We start from the raw sequence: 23,114 nt of genomic DNA on the forward strand, positions 1-23,114 counted from the left end.
CTTTACAACAGGATTTCATTATGAATCAAATCGGCAAATTAAATCTTTCACCTCAAGTCATTAACACTATGCAGCAAAGTAATGAACCTTGGGGGATCAAAGATAAAGACTCATGTTTTGTTTATGGTAATTTAGCATTTAAGCATATCCAGAATCTTCCAGATTCATTTAATTATGAAGGACGGTATGATGATGAAATTCCTTGGGATGGAGCTGAGTTTGCAAAAGAATTCATTATTCATGATCAAAGTGTAATGGAGAAACAAACAAGAGTCTGTTCGCTTGAAACGCATATGTATGGGAAAGATACATTTCTATCATCTTATTTCCAAGAAAAATATCCTCTCTATAATGATGATAACGAATGTATCGGTACCCTTTTTCATGGATGGAAAGCTCAGGATTTCTCATTTACCCGTCTATTTCATGGAAAACTTCCTCAATCTATACTATTTCAACCACCAACCGACATATTTACACAGCGAGAATGGGATGTTATTTTTCTTCTGTTACAAAAATATACCAGTAAGCAGATGGGTAAGATGTTAAATATTTCCTATCGTACGGTTGAAACCCATCTCTCGCGAATATATAAAAGAATTGGTGTTCATTCTAGTCGTCAATTGGAAGATTATTGCCGCACAAATGATTATGATCTTTACGTACCAGAAAGATTTGTACATCCAGAAAGTAGAATATTTCCTTAACCCCTAAATAACAACCGGGTTTTTATGAAGAAGAACTATGAAATATTACCTCAAATTATTAACACAATGGCAATAAGTCATACACCGTGGGGCGTAAAAAGTAGTTCTTCATATTTTATTTATGGTAATTCAGCAACAAAAGAATTTACTCATAATATTGAGGAATTATTTGATTGCAGAACACCTTATAATCATAAACCTCCTTAGAATTATTCTGAATTTGTAAGATAATCAATCGACTAACAAATGTACTTTTGAGCTAACAAATTTCTGGATATTACTATGTAAACTATTGTTTTAAATATAATAAATAAGAAATTAAAACAATAATCCAGTCTGCCATAACATATAAAACTAGAAAATTATTATGAAAAAATTTAATTTTATTGCTATACCCCAGAAAGCACCAGGAAATCCAAAAGTAGAATGTTTATTTAGGCTGAAAACTATCAAGGAGTTTTTATGAAGAACTGTACGATATCACCTCAAATCATCAACACGCTGGAAATCAGCAATGAGCCGTGGGGAATAAAAGATAGCTCTTCAAATTTCATTTATGGAAACTCAGCAACCAAGAAATATATTCATAATTTTAAAGCATCATTTGATTATGAAGGGCTTTACGATCATGAACTCCCTTGGGACGGCGCTGAATTTGCTGAGGAATTTATTATTCAAGATAAAAAAGTCATGGCAACAGAGCAAAGAATATGTTCAATTGAGACACATATATTTGGACAAAATCAAACTTTATCATCTTTTTTCTGTGAGAAATCACCTTTTTATCATGAAAATGGACATTGTATCGGCATCATGTACCATTGTTGGAAAGCCAAAGACTATTCATTGTCTTACTTGCATCAATATTATAAAAAACTACCCGCGTCGATTATGCTCCAACCACCAAGCGATATTTTTACGCCGCGTGAATGGGATATCATTTTCTTCTTTTTACAGAAATACACCAGGAAACAGATTGGACAGAAATTAAATATTTCTCACCATACCGTTGAAATTTATATGTCTCGGATATATGGAAAGATAGGTATTCATTCTAGTCAACAACTGGAAGAATACTGTTTAGCGAATAATTTTCATCATTATGTACCAGAAAAATTCTTATTGTCATAGCAATTTTATTATTAAACCGCTCTGCTGCTGACAATAAAATTCAATCTGGACGTACCAGAAGAAAAAACGGTAGCCTTGGTCTATTAATAAGGCTACCGCTGAAACAATATTATTAATTCCATTATGGTAAAACGAATTAAAACAATCCCCTTATCTTTATTTTTATATTTAAGACTTTATTTACTTGGATATTGTAAAGATAACATCAGGAATATTGTTATTGTAAACGATAAAATATCGAATCCTCATAGGCAGAAAATGTCCTACCACAAACCCAGTGATAATATTCATTGTAATCATTAAAAAATTTATCTTATCGCAAAATTTATTATTAAAATTCAATCTGATATGAAAACTGTATTTAATTTATGTCACAATTTTACAACTTTATTAACAATAGAACTTTTACTCGCTATTGTTGTTCAAATCGTTGTTATTACCTTATTTCTAGATGAATATGGGGAAACAAAATAATCGAATAAAAAACAGTCTTAATAAAAGATGTTTTCGAGTACAATAGCCCTTTCTACACCAACACGAAATGACAAAAAGATTTATGCTCAAAAAACAGCTCGCTCAGGAACTTTTACCGATAACATGAAACTCCCTGTTCACCGGTGGTTTCGCTATTCCGCTGGTTTTTCGGCTGAGTGGGTGAATTCTGAGATTTTAAAATTTCAAGACGAAACGGGTAAAAAAGCGATAATTCTTGAACCTTTTGCTGGTTCAGGTACAACCAACATTGCAGCCGATTTTTTTAATGTTAGCTCTTTCGGATTTGAGGGACATCCCTTTGTAGCAAGGATCGCAAGAGCTAAACAGCTTTGGTATTTAGATACGAATGACCTAAATGATGCAGGAGAAGAGCTTATCGCATACGCATCGTCTTTAAAGACAATGCCCGATCCTATTCACTACAACGAAAATAACCTTTTAGGGAAATGCTACTCCGTTGATTCATTTAACAAACTTGAACGATTAAAAATTGCATATGAAAAATTATCTAATGCTGAACCGATCTGGGAATTGATCAGGCTAAACATAACATCAATATTGAGAGCATGTAGCCATGTGGGCACAGCTCAGTGGCAATATGTATTACCTAATAAATCCAAATCTAAAGTGCTAGATCCCTTCGAAGCTTTCTCTGGGAAGCTTGAAATGATGAGAGCCGATATGCTTCATGCAATTTCGTCAGGTTGGCAGAGCTACTCACATATTGAACACAAAGATGTGAGGCAACCGTTTAAAGCAGAAAAGTGTAACTTGCTAATTTCATCACCGCCATATCCTAATAACTATGATTATGCAGATGCAACAAGACTAGAGATGATGTTTTGGGGAGAGATAAATGGTTGGGGCGACCTCAAAGATGTTGTCAGACCTTCACTGATGAGATCATGTTCTCAGCACTCGTCTTCAGATAAAATCGACTTGGATGAAGTTCTTAGCAATCCACTTCTCTATCCAATAAAAGATGAAATATCTGATGTAACCAAAAAGTTAGACATAATAAGGCATAGTAAAGGCGGTAAAAAATCCTACCACACCATGATTGCGGCTTATTTTTTAGACATCGCCAAAATATGGGTAAATATTCGTAAAAATATGGAGAAAGATTCAAAAGCCTGCTTTGTTATTGGTGACTCCGCACCATATGGTATACATGTTCCTGCTGAAAAATGGCTTGGGGAACTTGCTGTTTCTGCCGGTTTTTCCTCTTTCAGCTTTGAAAAGCTAAGAGATAGGAATGTTAAATGGAAGAATAGAACACATACAGTACCTTTACATGAAGGTCGTTTATGGGTTAAAGGATAAGAATATGGCTATATCTCCATCTCACAAACTTGGACAACTTATTGGGAGCATACTTGAAAATTTATTCGTTCCTTTATTACAAGATATAGCAAATAAGACAAGCTTATATCTCGATGTTGTTGGACAACCAAGAAAAGCACGCAAAGGAAAAAAAATAACTTGGGAAGATACTTATGGAAACACTCATGACTTAGATTTCGTATTTGAGTATTCTGGTTCAGCAACAACATTGTAAGTAAATATCAACTTGAATGTCCTTTCAAAGGCGCAATACTCGCCGGAGAATTTACAGCACCTTCCTTGAAACAACTTGAGAGTTGTGGTTTTCAGGTTCTGTATATTCATTATAAAGATATTGTTTCAGCATTCGCTTTAGCCGGGATTGATATGGCTTTTGATGAAGATACCTCAGAAATAATCCTTGCTGAAAAAGTTGCACTTATTGAACGACTTAAACAAGATCAACTTGAAATAGTTAAATCTAGTATTTTTAACTCAAATAAGGCGAACATTGAAAGATTTACAAAAGCATTGGAATGGAAAATACAAAAAACACTCAAATATGTAGTTATAACCCCTTTGTATGGGCATGACTTTAAATTTCAAACTTTAAAGGAAGCTAAAGACTTTATTGCTACATACAACAGCACTCTCATTCCTAATCACCTAATATTCAATACATTTTTAATCCATGTTAAGTACATGAATGGTGACAGTGTTGATGCTGAATTATCTAGTATTCAATCAGCTTTAGATTTTCTAGAGCGAATTCTCTCTTAAACTACCAAAGGCTTGCACAACAATGGCAAGCCTTCACTTTGTATTACAAATGATCATTTACGACACGAGTAACAAAACACACACAAATACCTAATCCATATACCCTTGCTGGCGTAAATGGCGGATCAACACATTCCCTTCCGGAACAAATTCAGTGCTGAAACGCACCAGCCCCACACCTTTGAGTTCAGCGTTGATGACATAACGCAAGTGCCCTGGAGCAAGCTCCGGCAATAACGTCACATTGACTTGCTTCAAACGCGGTTCATAAGTCAGCAACGTGTGCTCAATCGTTGAAATCAAGCGCTGTGACGACGCAGGCAACCCTCGCAGAATGGTGTTGAGATCAGGTAAACCATAATCGGGCAGATGGGTAAGCGAACCGGCACGACTATTGAGAATACGCTGCATATTGTCTAATACCGACAAAATTACCTGATCTTCTTCACTCACCTGATGCAACTCCAGACCACAATTAAAATTGCCGAAAAGGCTTTCATACAGAGAAGGTTTTTTCATGTACTTACTCCTTTTCAGGCAACAAGGTCAAAGCTTTGTTATCCCGCAACTGATAAACCCGAACCAATGTCGGAGCGGACAGAGCGACACTTTCTCCAGCGTCGGTATTGACCGCTGCCTGTGGAATAAAACCCAGATGCGACATTTTCACCTGCTTATGAAAAGGGGAGTGAGTGGCCGCTGCCGTGCCATCAGTCACGGTCTGAGTCAGACCGCCCCCCGCCAATAGTAATATTATCGCCGTCATCACCGACGCAACCTTATAAAAAAGTATAACTAACATAGTCTTCTCCTTTATCTTGATTACTGTCTGGAGATATCCCCTGATAACCTCCCAGATTCAGCGTAATGTTGTCAGGCACTGCCGCCTGATCTTCAACTTTTAGACCTAATACTCCCGTCAGCCCTAACTGAACAGGCTGACCACCCAGTATCGGCGGCGGTAATATTCGGGTCGGCAGAGTCAGTTGCAATCTGGCTTGGTATCGCCAGCCCAGATAAACCCGCAGCAACACCAAAAAATCGCTGTATAGCTGCCCGCCCGGCAACCAGCCCCGCGCTTCCTCCGGGCAATCCGTATGCAGCGCCAGCAATAACTGGCTATTGATATCAATGCCTATTCTGCCTAACACGGTACGCTGCGACAGGGAAATTCGGTGAATCTCTGAAAGATTCGCCGGTTGCATGAGATAGATCTGTCGCGGGCAGGAGGGCGTCACCACTATCCGAGTCTGCGGCGCCAATAATGCCGCCAGCGCTGATACACCTTCCGCGGTTCGAGTCGGCAGGCGCATAACACTGAGCAACGCCAGAAAACGAGACATCGGCGTGGCTATCTGTTGCTGACTACCCGGTATCCCTAAGCCAATCAGCCCAAGCAAACATTGGGATGTTATGTCGGTTCCTCCGGTAGCAAAAGTCGCCGGATAGGAGTATTTACGCCAGATACGGTAAAACTGGGTGAACATCCGGTGGTTAAAAATATCCAGAAAGGCTTCGATTGTTTCATTCCCTTCCCTTTGCTGAGCGATATCGTTCAGGTAAGCAGTCGGCAACAAAGAATCCACCCCATATAACCCCATAAACGCTGTTCTGGCCGTCGGCGGACGCTCCGGATGTTCACTGTCAGTTTCTATCGCTTTCAGTTCACTGGCGGGAAATCCCAAACCTGGATGAGGCCGCAAACGTATCGCATCATCAGCCGGATTTTCCGTACTACCCAACGGCGGCTGATCAGGGACTGCACGTTCAATGATCTGACAGAATTGGTAGAAATCGAGTGTTGAAATGTCAGCTTCCAGCATCGCCATCAGCCGGGAATGTTCTGACAGTGTTGTTCTTCCCATAACAGTCGCTCCCCCGTAGGTTGTAAAATCAGCGTAAGTCGGTTAAACAGATGAATATCGGTGTACAAAGCAAAGAAGCGGTTGAGCATTTCGCCAAACAAACAGATATCGCCGTTGCCTGCAAAGCCGTTGCTATCCAGTGTCACTTCAATGTGTACGCCCCGCCGCAAACATCCCTGCTCAAATCGCTCAATCAGCGAATGCTTCACCGCGACAATCGCCTCCAAACGGCGATAATTCATCTCATTGTCGGTCCAGTCATACAGGGCCAACGTCCCGCGCAGCACTTCCGGGTTATCCATCATGCTAAGAAAGTTAGAACCAAGATGGCTAAGTACCCGCCAGTGGAAACGGTCTCGGTTTGGCGGATAGCAGGGCAATGTCGGTTCACACAGGTTACGTACCGTAAATTCCGCCAGCAGAGGATTAACGGCGGTATCCAACAACGTATCCTGCAATGCCCTACGAGGCAGTTGACCATTGGTGCCGGTCAGCTTGAGTGACAAAATTTCTTCTTTATACAGTTCATTATCATCAAAATCCGCTCCCCCCAGAATAATCCAAGTGTCACACAGACCTGACGGCCCCCGTTTCACGCGGGTATGGTAGTAGCACTCCGGTGCGTCATGACGCAACATGCCGCCTTTATGACGGAAACTACTGAACGGCACATACCGGTGGCCCTCGCGTTTCGAAGAGGAGACCTCATCCACGGAATAAACCTCGGTATGTCCGTCTTGAAAACGGATCGGACACAGCAAATACTCGGTTTGCAATGGTTCCAGTTGAAGCGGATCGGATTCCAATCGAAACAGGTTAATCACCGGGGTACAGTGCAAACGGATATGCTCGGCAGCAAATGGCAAATCACAGGGCCAACTTTCACGCAGAACCACATCCAGCTCAAACCACGGCGTTCTCTCGGGGAGAGTCAACTTTTCCAGCCCACAGAGCGCAACAAACATAAACTTTTCACGGAAAGTGAAATATTCCAGCAGCAGTTGATAACCACTAAACGAACTTTCCCCTTTCGGCCATAACCTCTCCTCTTCGCCAAATCCCATTGGTGAAAATCGGCCATCAAATGGCTGGCGGTCAGGTTGACCGGGTAAACGCAGGTAAAGTTGTTGGGTTTGCAGCGTAAACGCCCGATGCAACGCACAGGCCAGCGGGCTGTCCGCACTGAGATACAGCGGTAAACGGCTCAAATCAATTTGGCGCCAGTCCACCAGTGTTCCACAGCCAAAACGCAATCGAATAACGGAACGTCCATTGGATTCCTCTTTCAAAGAAGCGTCAGTCAGTGCCAGAAGTAATAACTGAACCGCCTGAGTCGTGGTATAACGACAGCGAGTCTTGCGTGGGCCGATCGGCTGCGAGAGGATCTCAAAACCCTTTTTCACCTGTACCGAATTTTTCAACTGTGCCCAATCCATCCCAAATTCAACAATGGAAAGAGAGGGGATCGTGCGTAGGTAATGCGGCCACAGTAAACTGACCAGCCCTTCCGTCAACTCCGGCAAGTCATCATCCAGCTTCTCACGCAGACGCCCGATCATAAAAGCAAAGCCTTCAAACAGACGCTCCACAAAAGGATCGCGCATACCGATTTTATCCAGATTAAGCGCAGCCGCCCGGTCAGGATGAGCCTTAGCAAACTCTCTACCTGCCTCACGCAAATAGCGCATTTCTGCCTCATAATAGCGCAGGGTTAAATCATCCATAGGATGGTCCTCCAAAAGAGTTATTAAAAAATACCGTTTCCCGTTCAGAATAAATAAAAAGAAGGGAAATAAAATATTAGAGAAAAATAGCCGTAGTCTGATATCACCTAAAAACAATGCCAGACATAACGACATTCTCTATTTTATTGCCAGAGCAATCACGCAATAAGCAATTAATATTCAAAGGCAATGTTTCATACAGAAATACCTTGTCATTGATTTTTAAATTATTACCTCAACTAAAATAGTTATATAAATAGTCACATAAATCAACAAACAACACATTAGTGAAAAAGCCCGCACCGGCAATCAAGATACTCATCAATAACACGCCAGGAATCAAAAAGAACACAATTTTATATTTTTTCCACCCTCCACGTTTAATTATCCGACGAATGATAAGTATATCAACAACCAATATTGCCGGACTAAAAACCAACATATAAAGAAAAAAAACCATTAGCGATATAATCCATAACACCTTTAACCTCCCATTAGTGAATTATTTAAAACACTATCTCTCTCACTTTATTACTATTCGAAAGCATCCGGCCTTCTACGAAAAGTTTTCGTTATTGCATTCCAAAATGTGATCAATTCATCTTCGGTATATGGCGTTGCAGGCAACTGGTAATTCATTAACATAATGACAATACAAACTTTTTTATCATCCAACACCATATCATTTGCAATAAAATCAAATTGATAACGAGGATTATTATCAAAAGATTGCAGACCTACCGCTAACAACTCCTCGCCATGTATCCCATTTATCTCTCTTTTTCCTTCTCTTATTATCCTGCCATAGTTAACGAACCAATCCCTTTCAATTTCACCAATATGTTCAAGTAAAATCCCTTCCCCTTTAAGGTCATTAATGATTTCAAGACTGAATGTGAAATTATCATCCTGATTTCCTTGATAGACAAACTTTATACTTTCTTTTTCATTATTATAGTCGGCAATAAAACCATCAGGGATACAGATTCCTGCCTCTGTCGGAATATCGCTATCCTTTCTGCCACTGATTCTGGCAATTAGCTTTTGCATTTTGTCCAGAGTTTGAGAAAGCATTTTATATTGGCTTTCGGTCAATCCAGATTTTATATAACGGTCCCTTGAATAACTGTATTTATCATCTGATATCTCTGTAAACTTCATTTCTATAATAAAAGCAACCCCATTATCATATAAATGGGCTTCTAATACTCGGGTAAAACCTGGCTCACTGATACTGTTATTTCTATCAAAAATCACACCATATAAGTTTCCCTGGAGATGATAAGTCTTCTTTAAAAAGGGCAGATCTTTCAAATCGGCAGTCTTAGTCGTCCTTAATTTTTGCTCTCTTATCTCTATCCGCTGTTCAAATGCGGATAGATGCATACGCTTGGTTTCTATTTTCGCATCACCAATAAATATCTCATTGTTGATGATGTTTTCAAATGCTAAGGGAATATCAATCAGATAATTCCCGACACAACGAGTCTGCATATTGGATAATATTTCAGTTTTCATTTAATTTTCCTTTTCAGGTTAAAACGAGATAATAAAAGGCAGGGAAATATCACTGCCACAAGGCATAAATTGCTACGATAGTGAATAAAACCAATCATCTTCTCTTTTACCTAACTATCACCACTTATACTATCTTGATAACTGAGTCCACAATATATTTTTGTGTTTATCACCATCATTTTCATTTTCTAACCTTAGTTTTTAGACCTTATATCTCTATAAGAAGTTCAATTTAAAACTTACTTTTATTACTCTTTAAAAGCACCGGCTCTTTTACGAAAAGTACTCGTTACCACATCCCAAAACGTTATCAATTCATTTTCACTGTACGGCGTTGCGGATAACCGATCATTTCTCAGATTAATTTTAACAAAAGGGTTCTTATAATCCCCGGTTGTTTCATTGGCAATTAACATAAATGCATATCCCGGAATTTTGGTTTCTAGTTCATCACTTTTTTCTGTCGGGGCGGTCGTTAAAACTTCCTCCGTATAAGTGCCATTAATTTCACGTTTCTCTTTCCTTATTATCTTAGCATGCACGGCCAAAAACAGACCTTCCATTCCCCTCAAACGCTCTAATAGATGGTTTTTCTCTTGAAGATCATTCAATATTTCAACACTGAAAGTAAAATGATCACTTTCATTTCGCTTATAGACAAAGGTCATATTCTCTTTCTCATCACGACTGCCAGCAATAAAACCATCAGGAATGCAAGTACCTGCTTCCGTGGGTATTTCTGTATCCTTTCGGCCACTGATTTTGGATAATAAATTCCTCATTTTCATCATCGTTCTATCTGTAGCCTTTAATTTATATTCAGAAAAACCATCTTTGATAAAACCGGCTCTATCACGAGCATATTTTTCATCAGACAAATCCATAAATTTCATTGTTATAGTAAAAGCAACCCCATTGTTATATAAGTGAGCTTCTAATACCCGAGCATAGCTCGGAATGTCAATATCTTCGTTTTTTTCGAAAATCACACCTTTCAAATTATCTTGAAGGCGATAAACTTTTCTTAAAAATGGCATATCTTTAGGATAAATAGTTTTAGCTTCCTTTAATTTCTGTTCTCTTAACTGTATCCGCTGTTCAAATGCAGGTGGATATAAACGCTCAGTTTCTATTTGCGCATCACCAATAAATATCCCATCATGAATAATATTGTCAAATCCAGCAGGAAGATCTATCAAATAACGGCCCACACAGCGGGTCTGCATATTTGCTAACATTTCGTCTGTCATTTTCTTTTCCTTTTCAGTTAAAATCGGGTAATAAGATACGGGCATATGCCACCACAAGATATAAATAACCGCTAAAGTCAGTAAGGTCGTTTTCCTATTCAATTTTCACCTTTCACCGCCTGCACCATCTTCACAATTGAACGTAAGGTGAATAACCGGGCAAAAGTCTCTTCCGTCTCGTTATTTCCTTTATACGCACCTTCATGGTCGACTTCTGTTGCCAGCAAGCTGCGTAAATATCTGGCTGAAATACAGCCAGCCCGTTCCGGCACGGTACCATCCCCTTTATCCTTTGGCGGTGCTAGCTTAAAAGTTTTCGCCGCAACATCCTGAAAAGAAGGACCAACAGAAAACTGCACCATACGAGTTGTGCCCGTCTCTAAGTTATAAGGATCGTATATCGGCCGATCAAATGTCAGGCCGGAATAATCCTCCGTTTTATTGTAATAATCTTTACTGACTTCTTGCCAAGAGATAATTCCATAGGATAGATGTTTTTCACTGGCGCCATAAAAGGCATAAGTATTCGGGTGGTATTTACCAGTTAGCTCTTCAATAAATGGCCTAACTTCTTTTCTTATAAAATACGTATAATTTTCCCAGCTTTCATTATCTTTCCATTTATCCTTTTTATCCGGGTTTAAAAGCCGGGTTTCACATAATCCCCACCAGCGATCCTTTTCCAGATAAATCTCCTCATACGGATCTAATTTCGGCAGTTTATGCGTCATTTTACCATCAGCGATATGTAACCAGCCTCGACCATACTCCTTTCCCGGTAGAAGCTGTAATGGGCCGGGAGACTGCGCCAGCACCGGCGTCATCTCTTTACCATCATGACCGACAACCAGCCCAGTCATACCATCTTCACCGGTTTTCATCCTTTTATAGGTGGTCGGGGCACCCGTAGCAGGCATCACCCCATGCACAATGCCTAAAATTTTATCTCTGCCATTCAGCAATTCTGAATAATAACGAGCAACCAGCCCCCCCATTGAGTGAGTGACTAAAATCACCTTTTTGGTTGCACATCGTTTACCATAGAAAGTTAAAACCTTATCCACATATTGCGCCAGCCTCTTGGCTGAATCTTTATTAGATTGCAACCAGTTATAGCCCATCACATGAACCGGGTAGAGAAAATCATAACTATGGTCAACCTCTGCCTCGGTCAGCGGCTCTTCTCCCCACTCCGCATTCAGGTTCATATCAACCATACGTTGCCGAAGGGTTTTTTCCCCCTTCCCTGCCAGACAGTACTCAAAGGCCAGACGCTCATCATCCAACACCGCTTGAAGCCAGGGCAGGAAAGTGCCATAGCTCATATGGGCTATCTCCCCCCAACCGCGCTGCTTGCAAGTCTGGAATTTATTCTTCTCAGTGTGATCAGGAGTGATATCCCCGGAATCATCGACCTTTGTTTTATTCGGGTCTAAGGTTTTTTTCCTGTAAGACGCGCCCAAGCATGTCCAAACTAAAACATCAAAACTTAATATCCTGTTTAGCCGCCAGACTGACTCCCCCTCTGTCGATTTCAAATTACTCCCCATCACCCCCGGCAGGAAAATTACCGGGATCACTTTAGTCGCGTATTTCAAACAAGTCGCCACCAGATTTTCTTCAATTCTGGCATTCGGCACGTTGTAATAAGGGAGGCCCAGTTCATCATATTCAGGGTGAATAAAAATCTCATTTTCCTTCGGCTCACTCATCATTTACTCCTCATCTTTTATTTTCAATTGACTAATTTCCACCTCAACTTGCTTTGGCAAGGGACTCTTTCCATTCTGTACATATGATCATCCGTTCGGATCAAAGATATTTACACAGGCCACCCATATTTTTGCAATACATCAATGCATAAACAGGATGAGCGATTTCTGAATTTTCCTATCTTCCCGGCGGGTGCTTATAAAAATCAACTCTTTTTTTTCAAAAAAATACGATTTTTAATGCACACCCCTTTTTATCACCGATATAACAGCATGCCGAAAAAAATATTTAAACTTCATGACAATAAAATGACATTTATTGACAAAACTAAACCGACATTGATTGCCATAAAATGAAAGCGACCTGAATACGCTGTTATAATCATATTCCTATGATAACAATATCTATTTTCATCCTATTCAATAAATTACATCCGCTTTAATCTTATCACTCCTTTTTAAATTTCATTTACCTCATCACTATAAAGAAGAATCATTCTCATTCATGCCATACGAATAATAAGATAGCCAATAACATCAAGAAAACCCCATAGTAATATTCCTTCTTCAATGAGAAAAATATCATCAGGCTTTTCAATTATATAGCCAAAAATCTTTATCGGAATATCCGTATCAATATCTATCCTGCCCGGCTATTCTATTAATGAAAATAGTTAACGATTACGTTATTTCCTTATTTACTTATTTACTTATTTACTTATTTACTTATAATAACATGTATTATTCCGTTATCAGGTCATCGTCATTTACCACTGATATTGTCTTGTGACTACCCGGTTTTACCGCAAAGATATTTTTCGGCAATTTAAATCCGCGCAATTTTAATAATGCCAGCGGACCTTCGCCTAATTCTGTGCGTAAAATCCAGGTCAACGGTAATCCATCCGGGGCAGTAAAGATCAGGCGGTAACGGCTTTCATCCAGCCTTTCCGCTTTCGCCCGCTCCAGCCAACGGATCAGCCCCCAGTTTCCCTGATAATCACCGAACAACCGCGCCCCGGTATTAACACTGGTCCACATCAGCGTCACCCCCGGTTCATCGGTCTCGCCCGGCCAGCGAAAACTCTGCCAGCTTTCCATCTGGTTAAAATAGCGCAATTGCTGTCCATCTATCGTCAGGTCTGTTTCCGCTACATCCCGAACCGGTTTGGCCCGCAGTTCAAACCGCAGCCCCTGACTGCCATCGGCAAATAACAGGTCCGATAGCTGACTGAGCTGATTTATCGCTTTCAAAAAATCCGGGTTAACCTGCACGCCCTGACCATTTACCTCATCCACCACCCACTGGTTACCCGCTTTATGCAGTATTCCGCCTAATTGACGCGTCAAAAACTGCTCTATCCGCCCCGAATCCGACCGGATAAACTGACCCAGCATCGGCAATGAGATTTCACTTTCCCCTCTGGCAAACGGGTAACGGCCCGCAAATGCCCGGTTCCAGTTGTCCACTATCGCCCTCTGCCACTGGGTGTTCAGATTCGCTTCCGCCGGTTTCAGTACGCCCTGCCACGCCTGCGTTAACGGCTCCACAAACATTGCCTGACCAAAACCCCGCCATTGTCCCCCCAGACTGGCCGCTATCAAGCGCCCATAGCCCTGTGTATCGGTCAAATCGGTGCTTTTCCCTTCAAAGACCGTCTTAGCCAACGCATTCGCCATTGCCGGCGGGTCATCACTGTTGTTCATCTGTTGCAGTTTCAGCCGCACTTCGGTTAGCCGCGTGAGGAAGGTTTGTAAATTCAGCGTGCTGTCGGCCTTCATTCCCCCGGCCGCCTGATGTTCTCCCATCAGCGCCAGTAACGGCCCAAAGGTCTCGTTCATTGGCCCGCGCACACCGACCGTCTGTTGATCAATCATTCGCGGCGTTTTTTTATTCAGCAACGTCTTGGCGGATTTCACCAATGAATCCGATAAACTCGGCCCCTGTTGCCCGGTCTCCCCCTGATAGGCCAGTGTGTTCATCAACGCAATCAGCGGCGACTGACGCCTGTCCGCCATCAGGGTTAGCTGGTCGATAACATCCGACAAATTCCGGGTTTTATGCCAGCGCAAACTGTTGAGAAAATCCTGCCACACGCCGGCAAAATCGGTGAAGTAACGGGCGGTCAAGCGGGCTTTCAGCTCTTCGGGTGACACCGCAGCCGAGACTGTCTGACGGTTATCACTCAGCACCCAGTCAATCGCTTCCTTACGTGACGCCACCGCTTCCGCTATCGCTTTTTGTATCCCGCCTTCCCACGCCTGACGGGTAAACATCCCCGGTATCACGCGAGAGGTGGCAAACAGCCGTTCAGCATCGGTGTCGCCGGTCATTTGGTTGAGTGTCAGGTCCGCGTAATTTTTCTCCACCGATTGCAGCATCTGCTGGTAGAGCGCCGCTTCGGCATTGTGTTTACCCAGCTGGAGCAACAAAAGCTGACGCGCCTGTTTAACCAGCGCTTTATCCGGCGTTATCCGCCATTCGGGATGCGCGGGCAGATTCTCCGCATAAAACTTCCACAAACCCCACGACGCGTCCAGCCAGACACCGGGGGCAATGCCGGCCCGCTCAGGTTCATTTTCATTCAGTATTCGGGTTAAAAACGCGGCATCCGCTTTTTCCGGCTGCGCCATCATCAAATAAGCTTTCAACTGGTCGTGACCGGCTTGCGCCCATTTGGCCCTCAAAGGGCTGCCCGGCGGTAAATTCACTAATGCGCTCAGTTTCGCATGCAGCACCGCCGCCGCTTTGTCCCGTATCAGGCGGTTATTGACCTGCGCATAATAGGGCAGCACCGTCGTCAACAGTTTCTGATTCTGACTCAAGCTAAAACGCTCATACCACGGCACGCCATGTTCAGCCCGGTATTGCAGCCGTTCCACCTCGTTACTCAGGTCCTTTAAAGCTATCAACTGGGCATCAGAATTCTCCGGCTGAGTTTTGAGGTCAGTTACCACCGCCTGCACCTCGACTATCTGGTCACGGTTGGTGAAAAAGGAGAGCACCATGCCGGCGCCCCACAATAAGCCCAATGCCATCAAGCCATAACACACCGTCTGTTTGCGGAGCATGCCCACCCGCCGACCCTGGAAAAGACGACTGCCCTCCAACACCCCCTGCCAGGCCGTATCGGGCAGCCAGATCTGCGGGATGCGAGTCGTCAGCGCCTTAAGCGGCAAACTGAACATCAAACCACGCAGCAAGACCACATCGCCATACTCCGCTAACCACGGCGTCAGGACCTGTTTCCAGTGAGCAATCCCCTGTTGTTTCAAGTTCGCTGACAGACGACAGAGAAAATCGTGGGCCGTCTTCTCCAGCAGTTGCTGCATGCCGCGCCGACGCAGCGGGTCAACCAATTCTTGTAACTGGGTCGCCACGATATCCGGGGTACACCGTTCAGGAAAAAAGCAGCCGACGGCCTGAGTGATGCGCTCTTCCTGAGACCAGACGCTGTGACACACCTGCCACAGGTAGACCGGAGCCTGCCAGCGCAACTGTTGAGCCTGTTTTTGCAACATCCTCAAAGCTTTATCCATCCACGCCGGCTGCGCGCTTTGGTCTTCGGTCAGCGCCCAGACAATGCCATTGAGCGGCCGGTAACGGCGCAGGCGACGCAGCGCCATCAACTGAGCGGTATTCGGTTCAGCCTGCAAACTGCCGCCCCAGAGCAACAACACGCGATAACCCTCCAGCCAGTGCGCAGTGGTCAGCCCCGGCGCAATGGCTTCCACCTGCTCCACTTCGCCCACCACCAGTAAAATGCGGACTTTATACCACCAGAACCGCCCGTAACGGAGGCGCATGCGGTCAGGCAAGTCTTCTATGGCAGAGACTGATTCAGGGAGTTCTGTCGCTACAGAAATTTTTTCGTGATTGCCATTGCCTTCGGCATCAAACTTACCCCACTTCAACCGGGCATTTCCCTTGCCACTGGCGGTCAGCCACATATTTATCAGCCAACCCACCATGACACACAATGCGGTTAGAAAACCACAAGCCATCAACATCGTGTGACAAAACAGAGGGTCCCAGCCAAACCACTGAGCAACCTGCTCCGGAAGCATCAATAATGCTCCTCCGAACCAAAGCAAGATGCCAAGAATGATCGTAAGAATAGAGACGAATAGAGAATGAAGTTTCATGAAAGATCCTGTTTATCTGAAAGTAAGGGCGTAGTGACACCCACCCAAAGTTGATCAGCGCTGGTTTTATGCGCATACAATTGTGCGGTCTGTTCTTGTCTGGCTTGCTCACTGGCACAAATCAAAGCTAACCAAGGCGCCGCGCATCCTGTATAGCCAAAGGATTTCTCCAGCAACCAACAGGTCTCCCCATCCTTAAGTAAAAGCCCTTGTTGTTCTATTGCCGCACTCCACACACTGTCAGTCGATGTTCCCCAACCGGTTAACCAACTATTACCAATGTTATCTGTCCCCTGTTTTGCCCAGAGCAATGCCCGTTCTATCGCTACAGAAGTCCGCACAACCGGCTCACAGTGTGGCCTGTGGATTATCGTCAACTCAGTTGAGATTTCCTCCGGGATGGGGTGATTAGCAAAAATCAGTGCCACAACAGCTTCTCCAGCAATATTTAGAGGGATATCCTGTACTTCTGCGGCGATAACGATCAAAACCGAAGGTGAAGCTGGTTTCATATCTAGCCAGTTATCCAAAACTGCCAGCCCTTGTCCCGGACAAGTCAATGTATTTGGGAGAAATATCTCCGGCATCATGACATCGGATTCACTCACATTGAGCTGGATAGAACAGTAGCGGCGCCAGCGGGAAGGCAGCGCTTCTAAGAACGGGAGCACATCGGCCAAAAGCAGATCTCGCGCCGTCATGAAACGTTTGGCAGCAAGTAATTCATCAGAAAGCCGGGCATATTGGATCACTGCGTCTTGATCTTTTGATGTTACCGGTGACATCAACACCTTTTTCTCTTGCAACGTACCCGGAAGTTGCATGGCATCGTTGCCCGCAGGCGCAGACGCGTGAGTAAAAATCAATCGGGCACCGCTCTGTCCTCTACGAATTTCCTGCTCACGAATGGCCTGACATTCCCTGTCCCAACCATCGGCCCACACTTGTTGGCATTTATAGCCGAGTCGTCGTATGCCAAAACAAAGCAACCAGAATGAAAACGGGAAAACGAAAAAGCAGTACCAAAACACACTGCCTGAACGCATATCTTGCCAAAACCATAATGTTGTGATTGCGCCTGTTACCAGACAAACGATCAAAAATATTAGCCAGCGCAAGGTGACTGGACGTACCGGACGTGGGGCTTTATCCGGAATAGCATCAAGATTGATGGACATATTAATCTACCGTCCCCACTGAAAATGAACTGATTAACGTACAACCACAGGCGCAACAGTGCCCATTCAAAGCAACTTCCCGGTCATCATCAAGATAATCAGGACAGCCCTCAGCGATTGTCGTTTCACCATGTTTAGGACAAGAAACCTTATCGCCTTTTCGGGCAACAGAAATATTATCAAATTCAATTAAGTTAGATCCCTCTAAAACAGTTCCTCCGGATGAAGTTTTATCACCCTTGCGAATAAATGCCGGCATAAATGCCCTCCAAATTTAAAGTGATTAATCGATAAAAGATCGTTGAAAAGAAATATCTCTTTTCAATGCTATATTTACTTGGCTCGGACATTTTCTTATTAATACATATCCATAAACAAAAATAAAACCTGATATATATTGATAATAAAAACAATACAAAGACTGATTTGCTCCATTGCAACAAATAAGATATCAGTAATAATTTTAGTCCGGATAAGACTTTGTTATTACTTTGGTACCATTTTTGTTTTCGTTAAAATAAATTTCTGTTGTGCCTCCAGAGAACCCGATAATAATTTTCAATTTGTTTTTATTTATCCATAGATATTTAATCTCTATACAATCTTTATTACATTTAACGGTTATATTTTTCATCACATTGAGTTTTTCAGGAAGATAAAACCCATCACTTCCTTCAATAGCATTATTTCTAAATGCTGCATATGCCTCGATAATATTAACTCCATTGTAATCACATTCCGTTATATCTCCATTCTCATAAACTAATTCTATGGGCTGTTCAATATGTTTACAAAAATCATTTCCTAATTTAGTATTGGATAATGATTTAGAGTTGTTTACTCTGGAATAAAATACAGCGTATCCATCATAAATAAAAACCATCTTATTATCTATATAAATAAAATCAGAGAATGGATATTCACATGTTTGATCAGGATCAACCGGAGAAATATTATAAATATAGTCACTTAGCTTGATATTATATTTAGAGAAAAATTCCCTATACAGTTCGACAGTTTTGTTGCTATACCAATAACTGATAGGCGTTTTTTTCTCAGCGAGATACTCATACGAACACAATCCAGTAACATTCAGGATATTATTATTGAAATTCATTTTTCTCATCCTAAATGTATTTTCAATAACACCTTTATTCACTCCGTCAGATATAGCAACAATAGGCCCTGATACATAAGAATATCCCCATTCAGAATTATTCAGACCTCTTTTAATAGTGCTTGCAGAAGCCTCTTTATCTTCTCCATAAGAAAATGATTGAAAAAATAACAAAGTAAATAAAAAAACAAAAGTCATATTAAGTTTATTCTTCATATCTACTCTCCTCATCATTAGTGATTATGATCGTATATTTAATGCGCCAAATTCATTCTGTTTTAACCTAACGTTATTCCATTAACCCTTCTAAACCAATGAAGTAGGGTTACTAACTCCTTTAGTCATTAAAAATTTTATTTATTTCTTATAAATGTCTTCTTTCCCTACCAACTAAACCATTCTCACTCTTGGCAATATTATTTTTATTAATTCAAATTCGGAATTTCTTGTAATTTCCTATCTGTTTTACACGCCAATAAAGTAAGGTTTTTTGATTTCAATATATTGGTTATCATCATTTTTTTCTTGTTGGTTTCTACAGTCAAACAAGAACAACCATAACCATAATTTATACCTGTCTTGATATATTGGCTGGCAGGAAAATCTTTAAGCTTATCCAATCCCTCCGAACTATAACCTCCCTGAATTGATATGATCCATTCACCCTCGCTGTCCAATAACCAGATATTGGATGGTGATGGATTAGCTAACCAACCACACCTTAATTCACTGGCACCAACATCAAGCACGAAAAACACACTTAAAATAAAAAATAATTTATTCACAATAATTCTCCATTATTCAACTTAGCTAGATAATTTTCAGAAACTCTTTAATTCATTTGGCATGATCTGTTCTACCTGGCATTTGGTAAAAAGAATTAATCTACTCACTCCAATGCTCTCCATACATCACTTGCTGTTTTGTATTTAAAATGACTTATCTCACCATTGCTAATTCCTTCTATACCTTGTCCAAAATATGAAGTTAGCTTTTCGTCTTTTTTAATTAAATTATCCTGACTGGGAGAAAAGTAGGCATTCACCATATAATACTGTCCGTAGGACGGTGCTCCTCCAGCATTAACATCCCATTTAATTATAGTAAAGAATCTGTCTGCATACTTTCCTTTACCCCAGAAAACAGAAATAACCTCTGCAATTCCAGCATTATATCCATAAGAATCGAAAAGAACACCATTGTTAATATTACAACGATCGGGTAAGAAAAGCGCTTTAACATCCGGATAATCTTCATTTTTATTACTATAAAAGAATAGTAATGCACTATTATTAACCAGCCTGCCAGAATTAATAGTTTGTTGATAATGTCGATCAAGAAAATGCCGATTCAATATATCTCTATTAATTTCTTCACATGCCAAAGAATAAATTGGAAAAAAAAGATAGAATAAACACCATTAATTTTGCCATTCAGAGCACCTAACCTACAATTTTAAATAGATTTAACCTAATCTAAAATAAACATCACAGCGTGTACCACACACCACAAAATACAGAAAACAATTATTTATACTTTAATTTATCAAATCAACGAACTTTTCCTTCAATAAGGATTGACTAGCATTTTCATTTATCCCTGAACTGATTTCACATTTTTGATGGCTAATTAAACTTCCATCTTTCATTATACTGATCCCTGACTCAAAATTAGGATATCTCCCCATATAATCTTCTGACCTGATTATTCTATCATATATTATATAATGATAATTACTGTTCTCAAATCTAATATGACTTTCTCCACCACCACTATACCCTGTATAGCTAAAATAAAAATCTCCCTTTCTATTTGTTTCTGGATAAGTAAAGTCTACTTTGTTATTTTTCTCATGTTTATAATAAATATAATCGTTTCTTTTACATACAGAAAATTTACTCTCTTTCATAGCACAATGAAAAACAACGACCTCATTATTTTTACATAAAGTTGTAGCCGATAAAGGGGCATTCAAAAAAAACACACCTAATAGTAAATATTTCTTCATATTATATCCTCATCAAATTTTTCAAATTACTTAATCTTGCAGTTCTATCAGCTAAACCATTTTCACCTCCATTTACCAGTTTTGTTACTCTTTTGATATCATCATTGTCAGCAGCAATATTTATATTCACACTTATCCAAAAAGCGAATGCTGTTTCTAACCCTATAGTTATATCCATTGTAATTAAACCCAGATTATCGACAAGGTTAGCACTACCATTAACATTATATGCTTTCCTGTTAATTGTATAATTCCACGCGCCCTATTTAGAATAAAATATTTTTATTTATATTTTTCCTTTATATACTTTCTTATAGAATCCGAATCTTTATAATCAAATATTAGACCAGATGAACCATAACCATCATATCCTGATAAATTTTCATCATTTGTCAGTCTTCTGTTTATTACCAATTCACCTCTATCATATCTGTAGAAAAAAACTTTATAACGAATTGCACTGATATTTTCCTCATTCCATGATACAAGAACAGCAGCATTCTTAACTTTATCAACAAAGATGAAGAAAACAGTTTTAATTTCAGGGACACCATCATAAACATTATAATTATCAATTACCTTTCTATTTTTATCATATTTTTCCACAAGTGAAATGGATTTATTTCTTTCCTTAATAAAAGAAATAGTTATATTCTTATCTAGCGAAAAAGGCCCTTGTACAATATTATCTTGTGCCTGACATATAAAAGACACAAAAAAAAGAAAAAATAATATAATGCGTTTCATAATTTCAATCACTCTCTTTCAATTTCAAGCCCAAGAAGAAGTGCCACTTTGTTATATTTTTTAGTCTATCTGCATATCCATTTTGCCCTCCATTTACGACTTGAGTAACTTCTCTGACCGAAGATAGCTTAGCAAGATTTTTCAAATACATACCATACGTATCTGTTTTTCTTGTCCAAAATAGATTAAATCATCACCCTAGAAAAACTCGTGGTAGAAAAACACTGAATGAATTATTTAAGGGAATACGAACATATTTATTTCTGGATTAACGATGTTGCACTTATTATGTAAATCTACCAAACTATTTTATCTATCAACAGGAGATACCAATGAATAAGCTACTTTCTCTAATCATCCTATTCACTTTTTCATTGCCGGGAGTGACTTTCGCTGCTGCGGTACAAAGCTATGTTCATCCAATTATTAACATAAATACAATTATGGGAAAAAGCCAGTTAGTGTTTTATGAAGCATCCAACAATGAAGGCCCTGAGTATTGTGGCGGAGAAGGAACAGGTATTATCGCTAAAGTTATAACTCCTAAAAAAGAGATTATAATCGACTGTTATGACCTCTATAAAGAAATGCCTAAAGTTCTTACTGTCGTATTAAAAAAGACTTCCAATAGCAAATACCCACAAATATTTGTGCTTACATCAACATTTGACTCAAATGCGGCTATTGATGGTACATTATATCAAGTTCATTCTTATGATACTTCAAAGAAAAGCATACCAGAAATCAAGTTAAGTAGTAAGTTTTCATGTATAGATGGATACTCATACGAAGAAAAAAGAAAACTTACATGCGATTTGAAAAATGCAAACGCCATTAAGAAATTATTTTAACGTTCAAACAATGCGGGTTATAAGATAACCAGCGCTTTATTTTCACAGCTCCCTGACCTCGTTCTATATATGAACGATACAAGATTCACTTAGGCTGTACACTATCAAATAGACTCTTTAAGTTATTAACTTTTTCTTTAACTAACTCCATTCTTTTTTCTGCACCTAAGTTTCCCCACATAGTTCCATCTCTGGTATAAAAATCTCGCAGAAAAGAATAATAATTATCACGATATTCTAACCAAGATTTTTGAGCCTTAACTAGTGCCTTTCTTTGATTATTATCGAGAATACTTAAGAGTTTTTTATACTCAATATTAAGCTCTTTATCCCATTCATCAGTAGCATTGCTGTAACATAAACTTATCTCAGGAGTTGAAAATGATTTATCTAAACAAGCATCTAAGGAATCATCTATCTGACCTGCATAAGACATTGAACTAAAAAAAATCATAATGGGAAATAATCTCTTCATAAATCTTACCTCAATTCCACAAAATACGTTCATAATGGGCCAAAACCAAGGCATGGTCTATCCGCAGGTCCTATTTTGCCACCGCCA

At 40.4% G+C, this 23,114-nt stretch carries 23 protein-coding genes; 6 read left to right on the forward strand and 17 right to left on the reverse strand.

Annotation, left to right across the window (positions count from 1 at the left end):
* Nucleotides 1–20: 20 nt before the first annotated feature.
* The 5 genes from B0X70_RS16505 (at nucleotide 21) to B0X70_RS16525 (ending at nucleotide 4,436) form a co-directional block, all read left to right on the forward strand.
* Nucleotides 21–707, forward strand: coding sequence for a helix-turn-helix transcriptional regulator (locus tag B0X70_RS16505; RefSeq protein WP_217469852.1), 687 nt, complete (start codon nucleotides 21–23; stop codon nucleotides 705–707).
* Between the two features lie 462 nt (nucleotides 708–1,169).
* Nucleotides 1,170–1,838 (forward strand): helix-turn-helix transcriptional regulator, encoded by a 669-nt coding sequence (locus B0X70_RS16510; protein ID WP_217469853.1) that lies wholly within the window; start codon nucleotides 1,170–1,172, stop codon nucleotides 1,836–1,838.
* 501 nt (nucleotides 1,839–2,339) lie between these two features.
* Nucleotides 2,340–3,656 (forward strand): hypothetical protein, encoded by a 1,317-nt coding sequence (locus tag B0X70_RS16515; RefSeq protein ID WP_217469854.1) that lies wholly within the window; start codon nucleotides 2,340–2,342, stop codon nucleotides 3,654–3,656.
* 4 nt (nucleotides 3,657–3,660) lie between these two features.
* Nucleotides 3,661–3,891 carry a hypothetical protein gene (locus B0X70_RS16520; protein ID WP_217469855.1) on the forward strand — a complete coding sequence of 77 codons (231 nt, stop codon included), beginning with the start codon at nucleotides 3,661–3,663 and terminating at the stop codon, nucleotides 3,889–3,891.
* 65 nt (nucleotides 3,892–3,956) lie between these two features.
* Nucleotides 3,957–4,436 carry a hypothetical protein gene (locus B0X70_RS16525; protein WP_217469856.1) on the forward strand — a complete coding sequence of 160 codons (480 nt, stop codon included), beginning with the start codon at nucleotides 3,957–3,959 and terminating at the stop codon, nucleotides 4,434–4,436.
* 90 nt (nucleotides 4,437–4,526) lie between these two features.
* Here B0X70_RS16525 and tssE read toward each other — a convergent pair whose 3' ends face one another.
* The 16 genes from tssE to B0X70_RS16605 all read right to left on the reverse strand — a co-directional run bounded on the left by tssE (nucleotide 4,527) and on the right by B0X70_RS16605 (nucleotide 21,701).
* The gene (tssE, locus tag B0X70_RS16530; protein ID WP_046394646.1) at nucleotides 4,527–4,955 is read right to left on the reverse strand and encodes a type VI secretion system baseplate subunit TssE; all 429 of its coding nucleotides are present in this window, start codon (nucleotides 4,953–4,955) and stop codon (nucleotides 4,527–4,529) included.
* A gap of 4 nt (nucleotides 4,956–4,959) precedes the next feature.
* A complete protein-coding gene (locus tag B0X70_RS16535) occupies nucleotides 4,960–5,238 on the reverse strand; it encodes a type VI secretion lipoprotein TssJ (RefSeq protein WP_217469857.1) in 279 nt (92 codons plus the stop codon).
* Nucleotides 5,216–6,301, reverse strand: a complete 1,086-nt coding sequence (gene tssG / locus B0X70_RS16540) for a type VI secretion system baseplate subunit TssG (protein ID WP_214068844.1) — start codon at nucleotides 6,299–6,301, stop codon at nucleotides 5,216–5,218. Before tssG ends, B0X70_RS16535 begins: the two co-directional genes overlap by 23 nt.
* Nucleotides 6,265–8,025, reverse strand: a complete 1,761-nt coding sequence (gene tssF / locus B0X70_RS16545) for a type VI secretion system baseplate subunit TssF (protein WP_217469858.1) — start codon at nucleotides 8,023–8,025, stop codon at nucleotides 6,265–6,267. The genes tssG and tssF overlap by 37 nt, the downstream gene beginning before the upstream one ends.
* A gap of 534 nt (nucleotides 8,026–8,559) precedes the next feature.
* Complete coding sequence (locus B0X70_RS16550; RefSeq protein WP_217469859.1) at nucleotides 8,560–9,543, reverse strand: Tli4 family immunity protein; 984 nt, start codon at nucleotides 9,541–9,543, stop codon at nucleotides 8,560–8,562.
* Nucleotides 9,544–9,791: 248 nt separating this feature from the next.
* Nucleotides 9,792–10,754 carry a Tli4 family immunity protein gene (locus B0X70_RS16555; protein ID WP_246593323.1) on the reverse strand — a complete coding sequence of 321 codons (963 nt, stop codon included), beginning with the start codon at nucleotides 10,752–10,754 and terminating at the stop codon, nucleotides 9,792–9,794.
* Nucleotides 10,755–10,891: 137 nt separating this feature from the next.
* The gene (locus B0X70_RS16560) at nucleotides 10,892–12,505 is read right to left on the reverse strand and encodes a Tle4 family T6SS lipase effector (RefSeq protein WP_217469860.1); all 1,614 of its coding nucleotides are present in this window, start codon (nucleotides 12,503–12,505) and stop codon (nucleotides 10,892–10,894) included.
* A gap of 741 nt (nucleotides 12,506–13,246) precedes the next feature.
* Entirely contained in the window at nucleotides 13,247–16,651 is a 3,405-nt protein-coding gene (locus B0X70_RS16565) for an ImcF-related family protein (RefSeq protein WP_217469861.1), read from the reverse strand.
* Nucleotides 16,648–17,829, reverse strand: coding sequence for a KPHS_23130 family T6SS system protein (locus tag B0X70_RS16570; protein ID WP_217469862.1), 1,182 nt, complete (start codon nucleotides 17,827–17,829; stop codon nucleotides 16,648–16,650). The genes B0X70_RS16565 and B0X70_RS16570 overlap by 4 nt, the downstream gene beginning before the upstream one ends.
* Nucleotide 17,830: 1 nt before the next feature.
* Nucleotides 17,831–18,088, reverse strand: a complete 258-nt coding sequence (locus B0X70_RS16575; protein WP_217469863.1) for a PAAR domain-containing protein — start codon at nucleotides 18,086–18,088, stop codon at nucleotides 17,831–17,833.
* A gap of 204 nt (nucleotides 18,089–18,292) precedes the next feature.
* Nucleotides 18,293–19,162 (reverse strand): hypothetical protein, encoded by an 870-nt coding sequence (locus tag B0X70_RS16580; RefSeq protein WP_217469864.1) that lies wholly within the window; start codon nucleotides 19,160–19,162, stop codon nucleotides 18,293–18,295.
* A gap of 209 nt (nucleotides 19,163–19,371) precedes the next feature.
* Complete coding sequence (locus B0X70_RS16585; protein ID WP_217469865.1) at nucleotides 19,372–19,731, reverse strand: DUF4087 domain-containing protein; 360 nt, start codon at nucleotides 19,729–19,731, stop codon at nucleotides 19,372–19,374.
* A gap of 104 nt (nucleotides 19,732–19,835) precedes the next feature.
* Nucleotides 19,836–20,300, reverse strand: a complete 465-nt coding sequence (locus tag B0X70_RS16590) for a hypothetical protein (protein WP_217469866.1) — start codon at nucleotides 20,298–20,300, stop codon at nucleotides 19,836–19,838.
* Nucleotides 20,301–20,483: 183 nt separating this feature from the next.
* Nucleotides 20,484–20,954 carry a hypothetical protein gene (locus B0X70_RS16595; RefSeq protein WP_217469867.1) on the reverse strand — a complete coding sequence of 157 codons (471 nt, stop codon included), beginning with the start codon at nucleotides 20,952–20,954 and terminating at the stop codon, nucleotides 20,484–20,486.
* A gap of 1 nt (nucleotide 20,955) precedes the next feature.
* On the reverse strand, nucleotides 20,956–21,132 hold the full coding sequence (locus B0X70_RS16600) for a hypothetical protein (protein ID WP_217469868.1): 177 nt from the start codon (nucleotides 21,130–21,132) through the stop codon (nucleotides 20,956–20,958).
* A gap of 104 nt (nucleotides 21,133–21,236) precedes the next feature.
* Nucleotides 21,237–21,701 carry a hypothetical protein gene (locus B0X70_RS16605; RefSeq protein WP_217469869.1) on the reverse strand — a complete coding sequence of 155 codons (465 nt, stop codon included), beginning with the start codon at nucleotides 21,699–21,701 and terminating at the stop codon, nucleotides 21,237–21,239.
* Between the two features lie 332 nt (nucleotides 21,702–22,033).
* On the opposite strand from B0X70_RS16605, the gene B0X70_RS16610 reads away from it, so the two are divergent.
* Entirely contained in the window at nucleotides 22,034–22,552 is a 519-nt protein-coding gene (locus B0X70_RS16610; protein WP_217469870.1) for a hypothetical protein, read from the forward strand.
* Nucleotides 22,553–22,637: 85 nt separating this feature from the next.
* Here the strand turns inward: B0X70_RS16610 and B0X70_RS16615 are convergent, their stop codons facing one another.
* Nucleotides 22,638–23,027: a lysozyme inhibitor LprI family protein gene (locus B0X70_RS16615; RefSeq protein WP_217469871.1), complete on the reverse strand. Its 390-nt coding sequence runs from the start codon at nucleotides 23,025–23,027 to the stop codon at nucleotides 22,638–22,640.
* Nucleotides 23,028–23,114: the final 87 nt, after the last annotated feature.

Source organism: Photorhabdus akhurstii (assembly GCF_019090985.1).
GTDB lineage: Bacteria > Pseudomonadota > Gammaproteobacteria > Enterobacterales > Enterobacteriaceae > Photorhabdus > Photorhabdus akhurstii.